We start from the raw sequence: 14,259 nt of genomic DNA on the forward strand, positions 1-14,259 counted from the left end.
TGCTGTTCGTCGGTCCCGGCTGAACCAACCCCAGCGGCGAGAAGAAGAGGGGTCCGTGTCGTTCTTGGTGTGCATGGTGGTGCTCCGCAGGAGAGGGGGATGGGGCCGTGTCACGTCCGTCGCATCCGTCGCATGCCTGGTCAGCACAGGTACGGATACGCGGCCAGGTACGGAGAAGTCCGTCCCGGCGAGAGAGTCCGTCCCCGCGCTGACCTGCGCGGGGACGGATGTGACGCAGTGATACGGACCCCGGCGGGATCAGAGAGTGCGCTTGAGTCCGGCGGGGCCACCGGGCGGGCCGACAGGCAGCACCCCCGCCGGGGCGGCGGGCGGCCTGCCCTGGGCCATGCGGGCAGGGGCAGCGCCGCGTTCGGGCTCGGGTGCCGCCTCGACGAGGTCGGGGCAGTTGCGGGCCCAGGCGTCCAGGAATCGGTTGCGTATGTATGCCTTGGCCTGCCTGCCCTTGTCGAAGCGGTAGTTGGCCGGGCTGATGTTGAAGTCCCGCAGCAGGTTGCTCAGGTGGTAGGCGTTCAGCCCTTTGGAGCCGTGCTCCGCCCACGGGGCCTCGGCGTCCTGGAGCAGCGCGGCGACCAGATCCTGGGTGGACAGGGCCTTGGGGTTCTCCGCCTGCGCGAAGATGCGATGGATGTCGCGCAGCAGCCGCGTCTTCAGGCTGCTCTGCTCGTCCTGGACCGCTTCGTGGCGGGTCATGGCCAGGCAGGCGGCACGAGCCTGGGCGGGCCAGTGGCCGCCGGCCAGGTCGGCGATGATGACGAGCGGCTCCCAGGTGTCCGCCGCCCGGTCCTCCACCGGCATCTGCGGCACCATGCGGGCAGCCTGCCCGCGCAGCGGGCCCAGCCAGGCGGCCAGCTGATCACGCAGCGCGTTGAGTTCGGGCACCGAGTACCGGGAGCGGAAGGGGACGACCCTTTCGCCCGGCTTGCGCTTCTGCATCCGCAGAACGACCGCCCGGTCCATGATCGTGTCCGGCAGGTCGCCGATCCCCGCGATGGCGGCCATGGCGAAGGTGGGGAACGGGGTCGGTTTGTGGTCCGGACCGGAGATCCGCCAGGCGGGCCGGTTGCGCTGGTGCCCGGCATTCAGTAGGCCGCGCAGGATCTCACTGTCGCCGCTCGCCTTGGGGCCGAAGATGGTGTCCGCCTCGTCCACCAGCAGGGTGGGCGGGTTCTTGCCGATGATGCGGAAGATGACCGCCGGGGACGTGTTCACCGTCATCATCGGCTGGTGCACGGTCTCGTGGAGCACGTCCAGAACCCGGGACTTGCCGCATCCCTTCGTCGGGCTGACCACTGCCAGACGGGGCGCGTGCTGCAGAGCCGTCTGGATGTGCGTGGCCGCCACCCATAGGGTGGCCGCGGTCAACGCCTCCTCGCTGGGCAGCACCACGTACCGGCTGATCGCCGTTCGTAGTTCGTCCAGCAGCACGGCTCCCTCGACGGCCACCTGGCCGCCTGCATCAGCACGGTCACCGGTCCCCGACCCGTTGTCGGGGACCGTGGTCCCCGAAGTGCCCTGGGGGCCGTCCCCACGGCGATCCCCTTTCGTGGTCTGAGCGACCGGAACTCGGGGACCGGATCCGGGGGTCGGCTGACCGGAAGTCCCCACCAGGTCCCCGGCTTCCGGTCCGTCTGTGCCAGCATGGCCTGCACTGCCGGGTCCGGTCCGCAGGGCGTTGACCTGCGGATCCTCTGCCAGGGCAGGGGTGATCGTCGAGCGTGCGGTCCCTATCTGTTCCGGGGACCGGTCCCCGGCGTCCATTGCTTTGATGCCATGCGTGGTCCCCAGGCCCGATAGGGGATCACCGTTACTCGCTGAGCCAGGCAGCGGATCGACTGCGGTGGCCCGCTCCCCGGGGCCGGAGCCGTGGGGACCGACCGGCTCAGCAATGCGGTCCCCGCCCTGAGGAAAGGCGGGGTCTCCGTCTGGATTTGATCCGAGCGACAGCATCGTCTGGCCGGGAATGGCGACCGGCGGCCAGATGGCCTTCGTGGTGTTCTGCGGCTTGGGGAAGGTGGCTTCCATAGTGCTCCTGGGGTGCGCGCAGGCAGGGGCCCGCTACGCGGGGTGGATTCGTACGGAAACGCCACTCAGGCGGCAAGGCTCAGCGCAGCGCTGGACGCCCAGGGGCCGAGCACTTTCACAACGGGCTTGTGGTAGCAGACCCGGCGGCCATTTTGGGTCGGGAACTCGACCGTTTGGATCGCGAGTTCGCAAAGCGCAGCGTCACCCACCGTGGCCAGTTGAGTGCGTATCCGTTGTACCCCCTCGGCGAAGCGCCAGGAGGAGGACCTGAAGCGGAACGAGCCGACGTTAGGGCATCCAGCCAGGTGGAACAGAAGTGTCGTGATCGGCTGCGGCCCTTGGCCGGCCCTGGCCCGCGCCCTGCGCTCGGCCATGGTCGGCGGGCATCCGCAAGGGTGACCTGCATCAGCTTCCGGGGACAGGAACGCACGCCCGTCGCAGTGGTGCGCCAGGCCACGGGAGTCCCACAGCTTCATCTGCCCTGTCAGCCTGTCAGCATTTTCGATGACGACTCGGAGATTGGCCTTCTCGGCTACGACTTCGAACTGCTCCAAGCCGTTGGCCAATCGCCGCTGCGGCTCGGCTCCGAGCGCGCTCGCGATGCTCTCCGCCACATGGGGCGACACCGTGAGCAGGCGCCAGACCGGGCGGGTGAGCAGCTTGCCGTCGACGACGCGGCCGAAGTCGCAGTCACCGGCGACTGGTTCGGATGCCCTGGACAGAGAGCAAGTGTGAGGGGTGCCGAGTCGCTGACGGTGAGTGGTGCGCGGTCGGGTGCAGCCATGCGTCGCGGCGTTGCGATGCCGTCGGCGATGGCCAGAACAGTCGCCGTCGGTCGGCGAAGCGGCGGCCGGGCTGGGCGCGGGGTTGTGCAAGAGACGGCTCCTGACGGTTGGGAGACGCAGGGGCGCCAGAGCAGCGACGCGGCTGCCTGGAGCCCCCGAGGACACCGTCAATGCTCCGGAGAATCGCCGGTTTCGCTAACCGGCGATGTCGGTGTACTCTCCCTCGCTCGTCTCGGTTCAGCGGCACGTCAGACCGCTTCTGCAAGCACCTCCGGCTGCCTCGATTCGCCAGTCTCTGCGTCATCGCCCTCGGCCTGTTCCGGTCGTACGAACTCGACCGCCGCCCGCTTCTCGACGGGCGTCGACCTTCCCGCGCCGGTCGCCTTGGTAACCGTGACCCGGCGCACGAACAACTTGACGAAGTCCCGGCGCTCCTGGGTCGTAGCGGCCTCCCACCACGAACCCTCGCCTACCGGATCGACGTCCCCCGCGCCCAGGGGCAGCCACAGGTGGATCGGGAGCGTTGGCGTCGCCGCCTCTTCCAACTCGGTGAGACGGGCCTCCGCCCGCTCCATACGGCCGAGGAGCCGTTCCCTGCGCTCCCTGAACCGGCGCCGTCCGACGGGGTCGTCGTAGTCGCCGGCCTCTTCCCTGTCGTAGAGCTCTTCCAATGCGTGCTTGGCATCGGCCCGTTCGGTGACGAGGCTTCGGCGTTCGCCCACGATTTCCGGCTGTTCCGTCTGTGCCGCGTACCGACGGGCGGCCTCGGCGAGGAAGACCGCCGTTTCGGGGTCGTCCTCGGCCGTCTGGATGAGGGCGAAGACCCGCCGGGCAACGTACAGGTCCAGGGTCTGCATGCTGATGGTGCACTCGCCCTCGTGCTGGCCCGGCAGCGCTTTCCGACGGCGGCAGCGGTACGCGGCCTTGTTGGGAGTGGTGGCCCGGTGCGACGTCATCACCGCACCGCAGTCGCAGAACAGGACGTCCATGGCGGAGAGGACGGCGTGTCCGCGCGACAGGCCCTTGCCCTGGCCCCTGCCGTCGAGCCACTTCTGCAGTTCGTGCCAGTCGTCCGGCGGGATGATCGGCGGGCACGCCTGGACCGGCTTCATGGTCTCGGGGTCGCGCTCGATGCGGTAGCTCTCGATGGTGCTGGTCAGCTTGCCGTCCTCCCGGCGCTTGTACACCGGGGTCGCCGCGTAGCCCGCGATGCGCGGGTCGCGGAGGATGCGCATGGCCGTCTTCGGATCCCAGATACTGTCCTTCGTCTTCTTGCCGACCCGCTGCCCCTTCGTCGGCACGCCGTCGGCGGTCATCTGAGCGCAGATGCCCGTGAGGGAGCCCGGATGCCGGCGTCCTCCTCCGGGCCGGTACGGCATGTCCTTGTGCTCCTTGATCCGCGCCCACATGTCCTGAATCACCGGCACCTCGTCGGGATCGTGCTCCAGGACATGGATCACGACGGGCCTGCCGTCGGTCGTCGTGCGCGTCGCGGGGACCATGCGAAAGCCGTACGGCGGCTTGCCGCCCACGTAGCCACCGAGTTCACGGGCCGTCTTCTTCGCGCCCCGCACCGCGTCGCTCTTGTTCTTGCTCTCGCTGTGAGCCGCGTCGAGCCGCAGGATCAGATGGATCAGGTCCATCAGATTGCCCTTGCGGAACTCGCCCTCGGTGAGGCTCACGATCGTCACGCCGAGGTTGAGCAGCTCCGTGACGATCGGGATGGCGTCGAGCGGGTCCATCCGCGACAGGCGGCTGATGTAGTAGACGATGATCAGGTTGATCCGGCCGTCGTGGCAGTCTTTCAGAAGCCGGTCGAAGTCCGGGCGGCCGTCGCCCGTGAACGCGGATATGCCGAGGTCCTCGTACTCGGTGATGCTGACGGCCCCGCGCCGCTTCGCCTCGGCCACGCCCGCAGCGCGCTGTGTGACCGTGCTGACCTCGGACTTGTTGGCGCGCCCCACGGACTGACGCCCATAGACACCTGCATGGATGTCCATGCCGGTCACCACCCCTGGTCTGATCATGGGGGGACTCTAGCTGATTTTTTGACCCCCCAACTGGTTTCACCCAAGGGCACCCCCTGGCACCCGAACCGCGGCTTCGAGACCGTCACCTACATCATCGACGGCATCTTCGACCACCATGACAGCCAGGGTGGCGGCGGCACCATCACCAACGGCGACACCCAGTGGATGACGGCCGGCTCGGGCCTCCTCCACATCGAGGCGCCGCCGGAGCACCTCGTCATGTCCGGCGGCCTCTTCCACGGCCTCCAGCTGTGGGTGAACCTCCCCGCCAAGGACAAGATGATGGCGCCGCGCTACCAGGACATCCGCGGCGGCAACGTCCAGCTCCTGACCACCCCCGACGGCGGCGCGCTGCTGCGGGTCATCGCCGGCGAGCTGGACGGCCACGCGGGCCCCGGCATCACCCACACCCCCATCACGATGATCCACGCGACGCTCGCGCCCGGCGCGGAGCTGACCCTCCCCTGGCGGGAGGACTTCAACGGCCTGGCGTACGTCCTGGCGGGCAAGGGCACGGTCGGCGCCGAACGCCGTCCGATCCACCTCGGCCAGACCGCCGTCTTCGGCGCGGGCTCCTCGCTGACCGTCCGCGCGGACGAGAAGCAGGACTCCCACACCCCGGACATGGAGGTCGTCCTCCTCGGCGGACAGCCGATCCGTGAGCCGATGGCCCACTACGGTCCGTTCGTCATGAACACCAAGGACGAACTGATGCAGGCCTTCGAGGACTTCCAGAAGGGCCGCCTGGGCACCATCCCGGCGGTGCACGGGATGACGGAGGCGGGGCCGGAGGCGTCGTAACGGTCACGCACAGGGGCCCCGACAGGGGGCGGACGCTGTTGGTCAACTGTTGACCAGCAGCAGCAGGGAAGCGTACGGAGCGCGTGCCATGATCGTGCACCTGTTCGCTTCCGTGTCTCCCGCCCGATTTCCTCTGGAGCCCCTGTGCGCCGGCATCTCATCGCCCCGCTCTCGCTCGTCGCCGGCCTGGTGACCGTCGCGACGGCCGGCCCCGCGCTCGCCGACACCACGGACCTCGTGCTGCCCGTCGTATCCGCGCTCGGCGGCGACCCGGACGACGCCGGCTACCTGGAGTTCCACGCCACGTCCGACACCGCGATCGACCCCGACTCCCTCACCGCGCAGCTCACCCTGCGCGTCTCCGGCGACCGGCCGGTGACGACCGTCACCGGATTCACCCTCGTCTCCGGCACTGCGGAGGACGGCACCTGGCGCAGCTCCGACCGGATGGCTCTGGGCACCCACGGTGTCTACGACACGACCCTCGACCTCGCCGACGCCGACGGCGACCACCCCGCCCACCTCGGCCAGGGCGTCGTCCGCTACGAAGATCTGCCCGTTTTCAGTGACACCGCCCTGGACCGGACCACGGTGGACTTCGAGCACCGGACGGTGACCGCCACCGGGAAGGTGTCGACGTTCGACCCGGCCACCGGAGCCACCACCGCCGGCTGGACCGAGAGCGAGGTCTACCTCACGGGGACCCGGGGATCGGGAACCTACGAGGTCGGGGCCGAGGTCCAGGCCGACGGAAGCTACCGGGTCACCGCCCCTGTCCGCAGCTACGTGTATGTGTACGCGGTGCAGCAGGACGATCAGACGGTCAACACCGACCCCGTACTGGTGACCAGGACGATCAGCCCCACCCGGGTCGTCTTCGACAAGGCGGCCGGCACCGCCGTGTACGGCAGCTCCTACACGGTCGGCGGCACCGCGCAGTACCTGAGCCCCACGACGAACACCTGGACACCGCTGACGGCCGGGGACCCGGACACCGAAGTGCTGCTGACGGGCCCGAACGGCAACCACGCCTACGAGCTCGGCTCCGGAGGCAGGTTCAGCGAGACGCTCGGCACGGTGACCGGTGACACCAGCTGGACGGCGGTCGTCGGAGGCTTCGGTTTCCTCCAGCAGGGCAGCGCGCAGGCAAGCCTCCACGCCCTCTCACGGTCCGTCCTCACCTGGACCGACCACACCTTCACCGGCGCCGGGGCCATCAGGGTCAAGGGCCGCCTCGGTGCCTCGGCAGGCTCGCTCCCCAGCGGGCGCGTCCAGCTCCAGCAGTCGACCGACGGCCGCACCGGCTGGAAGACCGTGGCGACGGTGACCCCTGACGCCACGGGCGCCTTCGACGCCTGGCACCCGCTGCGCCCGGCCACCGGCTACCTGCGCCTGTACTACCCCGGCAGCGCGAACGCCACCTCGACCACGACCGGCGTCCTGCACCTGACCCGGGCGGTCACCCGCATCACCGGCTTCAACGCCTCACCCGAGCCGGTGCGCAAGGGCCGGACCCTGACCGTGACGGGCATCCTGCAACGCCAGAACGGCTCCACGTGGACGGGGGTGTCCGGCCAGCACGTGACCATCCGGTTCCGCGCCGCCGGAGCCGCGACCGGCACCCGCATGGCGACCGTGACAACCGGCAAGGGCGGCAGGTTCACCGTCACGTTCACCGCCAAGCAGGACGGCACCTGGAGCGCCGCGTACACGGCGACCGGCTCGTACCTCGACACCACGTCCGTCGGCGACTACGTCGACGTCCGCTGACCACAGGGGAAAGGCCCCGCACAGCGCGGTGACGGTGTGCCGAAGGCGCACGAAGATGCTCTGCGGACGGGGGGATCGATGCGATGAGCGCCACGAGACTGGGCCTGATGACCAGGAGCCTGGAGGGACTGGTCCTGGGGGACGCCTTCGGCGACGGCTGGTTCCTGCGCTCGGCGCAGGACGCGGAGGGGCTGTGGGCGGCGCGGGAACTGCGCCCCGCCCCCTGGCTGTGGACGGACGACTCGGCGATGTCCTTCGTCCTGTGCGCGCACCTGTCGGAGCACGGGGAGGTCCGGGAGGACGACCTGGCGCAGGAATTCGCCGCCGCGTACGAGCGCGACCCGGACCGCGGATACGGCCCGTCGATGCACGGGGTGCTGCGTCGCATCCGGGAGGGCGAGCACTGGCGCGAGGTGACGACGGGCGCCTTCGGCGGGCAGGGCTCGCACGGGAACGGCGCGGCGATGCGGGTGGCTCCGCTGGGGGCGTGGTTCTACGACAGGCCTGCGCTCGCTGCGGCACAGGCGTGGTTGTCGGCGCTGACGACACACGCCCACCGGGAGGCGGTGGCCGGAGCGGTGGCGGTGGCGGTCGCGGCGTCACTGGCGGCGGGCGGCGCGGAGGAGGAGGCTCCGCCTCGCGCCGACTTTCTGCGGCAGGTCATGCGGTACGTCCCGGAGAGCGAGGTCCGCTCCAGGCTGCGGGTCGCCGCGGACTTCCCCTCGCGCACGTCGGTACGACACGCGGCGTCGGTCCTGGGCACGGGAACCCTGCTGTCGGCCCAGGACACGGTCCCGTTCGCTCTGTGGTCGGCGGCCGGTCACCTGGACGACCTGACGGAGGCGCTGTGGCAGACGGTCGGGGGGTGGGGGGACCGGGACACGACCTGCGCGATAGCGGGCGGTGTCGTCGCCGCCCGCACGGGGACGGGGGCTGTCCCTGGGGCTTGGCGGGAGGCTTGCGAGGAGATTCCGCCGTGGGGCGACGTCAGGGGCGGTCGGCGTGGAGATGGGTGAGGAGGGCGGCGAGGTTGGTGGGGGTGAGGGGGAGTATTCGGGTGGGGTCGTCGCTCTCGCGGAGGAGGAGGTCGGTTTCGGTGGCGGCGAGTTCGAGGCAGTCGTTGCCGTCGGCACCGCCGGAGTACGTGGATTTCTGCCACTGAGTCACGGCTGCCCCGTACCCTCCGCGCGGAGGCGCTGGAGAAGCGCAGCGAGGCTGCTGGGAGCGATGGGGAGTATTCGCGTCGGTTCGTCGCTCTCACGAAGGAGCAACGAGCGGTGGTCGTGAGCGAGCTCGACGCACGAGGCCCCGTCCGAGCCGCTTGAGAAGGACGATTTCTGCCACTGGATCACGCCCATAGCTCCTTCATCCGACTGTGGATGAAGTCCCGCGATCGCGCGGGCCCAAGCGATGCCGACTCCACTTTACGTGGAAAGCACTGATGAAGAGCCTCGTCACCCACTACCCGGGCCACAGGACGATGTTCGAGGAGACGTATCTGGAAGGGGAGGCGAAGGGCAAGGTCGAAGATCGCGCGTCGCTCGTTCTCCGCCTGCTGGAGAAGCGTGGCATCGACGTACCCGAAGACGTTCGCGAGCGCATCACCTCCTGCGACGACCTCGACACCCTCACCCTCTGGTTCGACCGTTCCCTGACGGCCACCGCAGCAGAGGACCTGTTCGTCGAGTCCTCCGAGGACGAGACGAATCCATGAACGCGGACCCGGATTCGGACGTCTCGGTCCAAAGGAGATGACCCGACTGCTTGCCGAGGTCTGGAGGTGGAGCGACGATCACGCCGACGGCTGGGCCAAGGGATACGCGGAAGGGTGGACCGCTGCGATCCTTCGCGTGCTGGAAGAACGTGACGTGTTCGTGCCGGACGAGGGGCACTGGTACATCACCACCCGCACCGACCTGAAGACCCTCGCCCCATGGCTGGACATGGCGCTCTTCGTCAACGACTGGAGGGACCTGATCAGGGCCGGACGGGCGGGCATGGCCTCATCCGGCTCAAGTGCCGAGGCAGGCGACGTTCGCCCCGTCGCGACGCCCGGCACGCACTCTCGCCGCACCGGCCGAAAGCCCAAGTACGTCCAGTACGAGGACTTCCGGCCGGCACGCCGAGAGCACGCACCGGACGCCGCTCCTTGACGGGCAGACGTTGCCTGCCGCGGCACTAGCGAGACGTAGTCGCGAAGGCAGGCGCAGGGGAAGGGGCCGTGTCGAGGCCCAAGCCCGCGCGGGCCACCCGGAGGTGATCCAGGCCCTCCCCCGCCAGGCGTGTCACCTCCGCGTACTCCGCCGCCGTACGGGCCGTGGCCAGAAGGGACCGGGCCTCGCGCCGGCATTCCGCCGCCCGGGTCAGGGCGTGGTCCGTGTCGGCGTTCGCGGTGGACCAGGCGCGGGTGTTCGGCGGGACCAGGCCGCTCGTCAGACGGACGAGGGCGTGGTTGGCCTCCGCCTCCGCGTCGAGGTCGGACGGGGGGCGGGTCCGCCGGGCCCGGTGCTGGGCGACCACTCCCACCACCGCGCCGGTGATCAGCAGTACCGACAGCGTGATCGCGAAAACCATGGCCCGTTCCTCCCTTGTCCGCCGACCTCGTCGGCTCCCTCCTCCGCTATGAGAAGACAGGGCGCTGTGATCACCCCCCGGGATTCCTGTGTGACGCCGGTGAGGTTTCCAAGGGGGTGGACAAGAGGGGCGGACAGAGAGGAAGGGCAGGCCCGGTGGGGTGTCAGGTCGCCGACGGGGACGCCGAGGTGCTCGGCTGGGGCGGGGTGCCCTGGCCGTCGTTGGTGGTGGCGGGGTCGATGCCCACGGTCAGCGTCGCTCGTACGCCCCTGGAGATGTCCCTCTTGTCGTAGCGGAGCTTGAGCAGGCCGCCCGTCGCGCCGCTCTGGTCGTAGATCGTGTCCTCGGTCAGCAGGGTGCGCTCCGCTGTGTTCGAGGCGTACGGCTCCACGCTCTCCGTGGCCACGACCGACTCCTCGTCGAAGAAGAACTGGCCGGTGTGGCAGGTGTGGCCGCCCTCGTAGCCGGTGTCGGTCCACTCGCCGTCCACATGGACCTTGGTGTGGATGTGGACGCAGCGGCCCCGGTACCAGCCCGGGAAGACCGTCTTGAAGGAGACCTGGCCGTGGCGGTCCGTGCGCCAGGTGCCGCGGAGGTAGCGGGTGTCGTCGGTCGGCTCCTGGTGGCCGCCACCTCCGCCACCGGGAGGCGGGCCGGTCGGCGCGTCGGTCGGGGGCTCGCCCGTGGGGGCCGGGCCGCCTCCGCCGCCGTTGCCCATGTCCTCGTAGCCCGAGTAGACGCCCGCCGCGTCGCAGTGCCAGATGTCGACGGCCGCGTTGCGGATGGGGCGGCAGGTGTCGGAGTCGATCACCTTGAGGCTGAGGAGGAGGGGGATGCCCTCGCGGTCCTCCGTGACGTCCCGGCGGATCTTGTCGGCGTCGATGTAGTAGGGGCCCTCGACCGTCTCCGAGGTGAGGACGTAGCAGTCCTCGGGCCGCTCGTGGGGGCCGGGTGTCCGCTCGCCGGCCGCCGCGTCGACCGCCAGGGCGCCGCCGCCGAGCCCCGCCACGGCGAGCGCTCCGGCGCCCACGGCGACGACCCGACGTCGCGTCAGATCTGTTGTCGCTTCGGGTAGTTGGGGTTCCTGTGAGAATCCCGTCATGGGCATGCAAAGTAGGGAGGAACCCTGTCAACGAGCTGAGAAAACGGCCCCCTTTCGCATGCTGCGCGAAAGGGGGCCGGAAATCGACCTACGGACGATCAGCGGTCAGCTCGTGCCGTCGTTGGTCTCGTCGGGAGCGACGCCCATCGTGATGGACGCGGTCACGCCCTTGGCGATGTTGTTCTTGTTGTACTTCAGCTTGAGCAGGCCGCCCGTGGTGCCGCTCTGGTCGTAGATGGTGTCCTCGGTGAGCAGGGTGCGGGTGGTGGTGCTCGTCGAGTACGGGTCGACCTCCTCCGTGAGGAGTACGGCCTCCTCCTCGAAGAAGAACTGGCCGGTGTGGCAGGTGTGCCCGCCCTCGTAGCCGGCGTCGGTCCACTCGCCGTCCACGTGCACCTTGGTGTGGATGTGGACGCAGCGGCCCTGGTACCAGCCGGGGAAGATCGTCGTGAAGGTGACACAGCCCTTCTTGTCGGTCTTCCAGGTGCCGCGCAGATAGCGGGTGTCGCTGGTGGGCTCCTCGTGGCCGCCACCGCCGCCGGTGCCGCCGGACGGGGGCTCGCCGGTGGGCTCACCGGACGGGGGCTCGCCGGTGGGCGCGTCCGTGGGGGCCGTGCCGCCGCCCTGGGAGAAGGACTCGTAGCCGGAGTAGAGGCCGAGCGCGTCGCAGTGCCAGACGTCCACGGCGGCGTTGGCGACCGGCTTGCAGGTCTCGGAGTCGATCACCTTCAGCTTGAGGGTCAGCGGGATGCCCTCCTTGTCCTCGGTGATGTCCTGGCGGAGCTTGTCCGCGTCGATGTAGTACGGCCCCTCGGTGGTCTCCGAGGTGAGCTTGTAACAGACCTCCGCCGTGCTCGACGCGGACGCGGAGGCGGTGTCCGTCGCGTCCGAGGCCTCGTCGGCGGAGGCGGTCATGGCGAGCGCGCCGGCCGCGCCGACGCCGACCACGGCCGCGCCGCCCGCGACGACGACCTTACGGCGCGTCATGTTCCGCTTGTGCGCGGGACCTTCGGGCTTGTTCTCGTTCTCGGGCAGGTTCTCTTCGGTGTTTCCCGTCATGCCCCGGACGGTAGGTAAGAAGGCTGTTCTTACCCTCGGTGGCGACTGTGGGTTCCTGAGAAACCTGAAGTCTTCGGCCACCGACCGGTCCCCGACCGGCCCCGAAACGGAAAAAGGGCGGGAAACCGATCCCGGTTCCCGCCCTGTTCCAGCCAGGCTACTTCGGCTGCGGCTTGCGCACCGTCAGGTGCAGCTCCTTCAGCCGGGCCTCCTCCAGCTCCGTCGGCGCGCCCATCATCAGGTCCTGGGCGTTGCCGTTGAGCGGGAACGCGATCGTCTCGCGGATGTTCGGCTCGTCCGCGAGGAGCATGACGATCCGGTCCACGCCGGGCGCGATGCCGCCGTGCGGCGGGGCGCCGAAGCGGAACGCGCGCAGCATGCCCGCGAACTTCTCCTCCACGGTCTCCCGGTCGTAGCCGGCGATCTCGAACGCCTTCAGCATGATCTCCGGCTCGTGGTTCCGGATCGCGCCGGAGGACAGCTCGACGCCGTTGCAGACGATGTCGTACTGCCAGCCCAGGATGTCCAGCGGGTCCTGGGTCTCCAGGGCCTCCAGGCCGCCCTGCGGCATGGAGAACGGGTTGTGCGAGAAGTCGATCGCGCCGGTGTCCTCGTCCTTCTCGTACATCGGGAAGTCGACGATCCAGCAGAAACGGAAGACGCCCTCCTCGAAGTGACCGGCCCGCTTGGCGGCCTCGACGCGCACCGCGCCCATGATCTTCGAGACCTCGTCGAACTCGCCCGCGCCGAAGAAGATCGCGTGGCCGGGGGCCAGCGAGAGACGCTTCGTCAGCTCGGCCACGTTCTCCTCGGTGAGGAACTTGGCGATCGGGCCGGACAGCGTGCCGTCCTCGGCCACCCGCACCCACGCCAGGCCCTTCGCGCCCAGGGTGACGGCGAAGTCGCCGAGCTGGTCGAAGAACTTCCGGGGCTGGGCGGAGACGTCCGGCACGGGCAGGGCGCGCACGTGCTTGCCCGCGAAGGCCTTGAACTCCGAGCCCTCGAAGACGTCGGTGATGTCCACCAGCTCCAGCTGGGCCCGCAGGTCCGGCTTGTCGGAGCCGTACTTCAGCATCGCCTCGCGGAACGGGATGCGCGGGAAGGGCGAGGTGACATGGCGGCCGCCGCCGAACTCCTCGAACAGCTCCGTCATGAGCTGCTCGATCGGCTGGAAGACGTCCTCCTGCTCGACGAAGCTCATCTCGACGTCGAGCTGGTAGAACTCGCCGGGCGAGCGGTCCGCACGCGCGTCCTCGTCACGGAAGCAGGGCGCGATCTGGAAGTAGCGGTCGAAGCCGGAGATCATCAGCAGCTGCTTGAACTGCTGCGGCGCCTGCGGGAGCGCGTAGAACTTGCCCGGGTTCAGCCGGGAGGGGACCACGAAGTCACGGGCGCCCTCGGGGGAGGTCGCCGACAGGATCGGGGTCGCCATCTCGTTGAAGCCCAGCGCCGTCATCTTGTGCCGGATCGCCGAGATGACCGCCGTACGCAGCATGATGTTGCGGTGCATGCGCTCGCGGCGCAGGTCCAGGAAGCGGTACTCCAGACGCCGCTCCTCGTTGACCCCGTCCTCGGTGTTGATCGTGAAGGGCAGCGGCTGGGCGGCGCCGAGCAGCTCGACCTCGCCGACCTCGACCTCGATCTCACCCGTGGGCAGGTCCGGGTTCACGTTCTCGGTGCCGCGTGAGACGACCTTGCCGTCGACGCGGACCGTCGACTCCTTGCTGACCTTGTCCAGGGCCTCGTACGCGGGCGTGCCCGGCCGGGCCACGAGCTGCGTGATGCCGTAGTGGTCGCGCAGATCGATGAAGAGGATGCCGCCCAGGTCGCGCCGATTGTGCAGCCAGCCACTCAGCCGGACGTCGGTGCCGACGTCAGAGGAGCGGAGCTCGCCGCAGGTGTGGGACCTGTACCGATGCATCGTCGTTCATCCAGCCTTCGTGGATAGGGGGCACGTTTCACGTGAAACAAACCCCAGGGTACCGGGCAGCCCAGGATCGCCTCCCCTCAATAGCGCCGGTGATGATCAGCCCCGGGTGCGATCCGCTCATCAATGGCACTCATCAGTGGCACCTTTCGACGCCGTCTTCTTAGA

14 protein-coding genes are annotated in these 14,259 nt (G+C 69.4%); 5 read left to right on the forward strand and 9 right to left on the reverse strand.

What is annotated here, in order from left to right:
• Nucleotides 1-258 precede the first annotated feature (258 nt).
• The 3 genes from AQJ64_RS22180 to AQJ64_RS22190 form a co-directional block, all read right to left on the reverse strand.
• Nucleotides 259-1,464, reverse strand: a complete 1,206-nt coding sequence (locus AQJ64_RS22180; protein ID WP_055632680.1) for a DUF3631 domain-containing protein — start codon at nt 1,462-1,464, stop codon at nt 259-261.
• A gap of 644 nt (nt 1,465-2,108) precedes the next feature.
• Entirely contained in the window at nt 2,109-2,918 is an 810-nt protein-coding gene (locus tag AQJ64_RS22185) for a recombination directionality factor (protein WP_157880869.1), read from the reverse strand.
• 158 nt (nt 2,919-3,076) lie between these two features.
• Nucleotides 3,077-4,855, reverse strand: a complete 1,779-nt coding sequence (locus AQJ64_RS22190) for a recombinase family protein (protein WP_063788677.1) — start codon at nt 4,853-4,855, stop codon at nt 3,077-3,079.
• 21 nt (nt 4,856-4,876) lie between these two features.
• Between AQJ64_RS22190 and AQJ64_RS22195 the strand changes: the two genes are divergently transcribed.
• The 3 genes from AQJ64_RS22195 to AQJ64_RS22205 all read left to right on the forward strand — a co-directional run bounded on the left by AQJ64_RS22195 (nt 4,877) and on the right by AQJ64_RS22205 (nt 8,445).
• A complete protein-coding gene (locus AQJ64_RS22195) occupies nt 4,877-5,659 on the forward strand; it encodes a pirin family protein (protein WP_240512525.1) in 783 nt (260 codons plus the stop codon).
• 144 nt (nt 5,660-5,803) lie between these two features.
• Complete coding sequence (locus AQJ64_RS22200) at nt 5,804-7,429, forward strand: hypothetical protein (protein WP_055632678.1); 1,626 nt, start codon at nt 5,804-5,806, stop codon at nt 7,427-7,429.
• A gap of 83 nt (nt 7,430-7,512) precedes the next feature.
• A complete protein-coding gene (locus AQJ64_RS22205; protein ID WP_059202896.1) occupies nt 7,513-8,445 on the forward strand; it encodes an ADP-ribosylglycohydrolase family protein in 933 nt (310 codons plus the stop codon).
• On the opposite strand, the gene AQJ64_RS22210 is transcribed toward AQJ64_RS22205, so the two are convergent.
• Complete coding sequence (locus AQJ64_RS22210) at nt 8,417-8,596, reverse strand: DUF397 domain-containing protein (RefSeq protein ID WP_059202897.1); 180 nt, start codon at nt 8,594-8,596, stop codon at nt 8,417-8,419. The two genes, AQJ64_RS22205 and AQJ64_RS22210, sit on opposite strands and share 29 nt — an antisense overlap.
• The gene (locus AQJ64_RS22215; protein WP_055637235.1) at nt 8,593-8,787 is read right to left on the reverse strand and encodes a DUF397 domain-containing protein; all 195 of its coding nucleotides are present in this window, start codon (nt 8,785-8,787) and stop codon (nt 8,593-8,595) included. The genes AQJ64_RS22210 and AQJ64_RS22215 overlap by 4 nt, the downstream gene beginning before the upstream one ends.
• A gap of 83 nt (nt 8,788-8,870) precedes the next feature.
• Here AQJ64_RS22215 and AQJ64_RS22220 point away from each other — a divergent pair, with 83 nt between their 5' ends.
• Together AQJ64_RS22220 and AQJ64_RS22225 are read left to right on the forward strand one after the other, a co-directional pair.
• The gene (locus AQJ64_RS22220) at nt 8,871-9,143 is read left to right on the forward strand and encodes a hypothetical protein (protein WP_055637234.1); all 273 of its coding nucleotides are present in this window, start codon (nt 8,871-8,873) and stop codon (nt 9,141-9,143) included.
• Nucleotides 9,144-9,180: 37 nt separating this feature from the next.
• Nucleotides 9,181-9,582, forward strand: coding sequence for a hypothetical protein (locus AQJ64_RS22225; RefSeq protein WP_059202898.1), 402 nt, complete (start codon nt 9,181-9,183; stop codon nt 9,580-9,582).
• 25 nt (nt 9,583-9,607) lie between these two features.
• Here AQJ64_RS22225 and AQJ64_RS22230 read toward each other — a convergent pair whose 3' ends face one another.
• The 4 genes from AQJ64_RS22230 to aspS all read right to left on the reverse strand — a co-directional run bounded on the left by AQJ64_RS22230 (nt 9,608) and on the right by aspS (nt 14,085).
• Nucleotides 9,608-10,003: a hypothetical protein gene (locus tag AQJ64_RS22230; RefSeq protein WP_055637232.1), complete on the reverse strand. Its 396-nt coding sequence runs from the start codon at nt 10,001-10,003 to the stop codon at nt 9,608-9,610.
• A 163-nt stretch (nt 10,004-10,166) separates the two neighbouring features.
• Nucleotides 10,167-11,105, reverse strand: a complete 939-nt coding sequence (locus AQJ64_RS22235; RefSeq protein WP_079061850.1) for an intradiol ring-cleavage dioxygenase — start codon at nt 11,103-11,105, stop codon at nt 10,167-10,169.
• Between the two features lie 105 nt (nt 11,106-11,210).
• Entirely contained in the window at nt 11,211-12,164 is a 954-nt protein-coding gene (locus tag AQJ64_RS22240; protein ID WP_055637231.1) for an intradiol ring-cleavage dioxygenase, read from the reverse strand.
• Between the two features lie 157 nt (nt 12,165-12,321).
• A complete protein-coding gene (gene aspS, locus AQJ64_RS22245; RefSeq protein ID WP_055637230.1) occupies nt 12,322-14,085 on the reverse strand; it encodes an aspartate--tRNA ligase in 1,764 nt (587 codons plus the stop codon).
• Between the last annotated feature and the right edge of the window lie 174 nt (nt 14,086-14,259).

It is taken from the genome of Streptomyces griseoruber, assembly GCF_001514205.1.
Classification (GTDB): Bacteria; Actinomycetota; Actinomycetes; order Streptomycetales; family Streptomycetaceae; genus Streptomyces; species Streptomyces griseoruber.

What these genes read in the sequence shown, in the direction of transcription:
- AQJ64_RS22190 (WP_063788677.1), bottom strand. Translation starts at nt 4,855, where the DNA reads ATGATCAGACCAGGGGTGGTGACCGGCATGGACATCCATGCAGGTGTC.
- AQJ64_RS22205 (WP_059202896.1), top strand. Translation starts at nt 7,513, where the DNA reads ATGAGCGCCACGAGACTGGGCCTGATGACCAGGAGCCTGGAGGGACTG.
- AQJ64_RS22215 (WP_055637235.1), bottom strand. Translation starts at nt 8,787, where the DNA reads ATGGGCGTGATCCAGTGGCAGAAATCGTCCTTCTCAAGCGGCTCGGAC.
- AQJ64_RS22220 (WP_055637234.1), top strand. Translation starts at nt 8,871, where the DNA reads ATGAAGAGCCTCGTCACCCACTACCCGGGCCACAGGACGATGTTCGAG.
- AQJ64_RS22225 (WP_059202898.1), top strand. Translation starts at nt 9,181, where the DNA reads ATGACCCGACTGCTTGCCGAGGTCTGGAGGTGGAGCGACGATCACGCC.
- AQJ64_RS22230 (WP_055637232.1), bottom strand. Translation starts at nt 10,003, where the DNA reads ATGGTTTTCGCGATCACGCTGTCGGTACTGCTGATCACCGGCGCGGTG.
- AQJ64_RS22235 (WP_079061850.1), bottom strand. Translation starts at nt 11,105, where the DNA reads ATGACGGGATTCTCACAGGAACCCCAACTACCCGAAGCGACAACAGAT.
- AQJ64_RS22240 (WP_055637231.1), bottom strand. Translation starts at nt 12,164, where the DNA reads ATGACGGGAAACACCGAAGAGAACCTGCCCGAGAACGAGAACAAGCCC.
- aspS (WP_055637230.1), bottom strand. Translation starts at nt 14,085, where the DNA reads ATGCATCGGTACAGGTCCCACACCTGCGGCGAGCTCCGCTCCTCTGAC.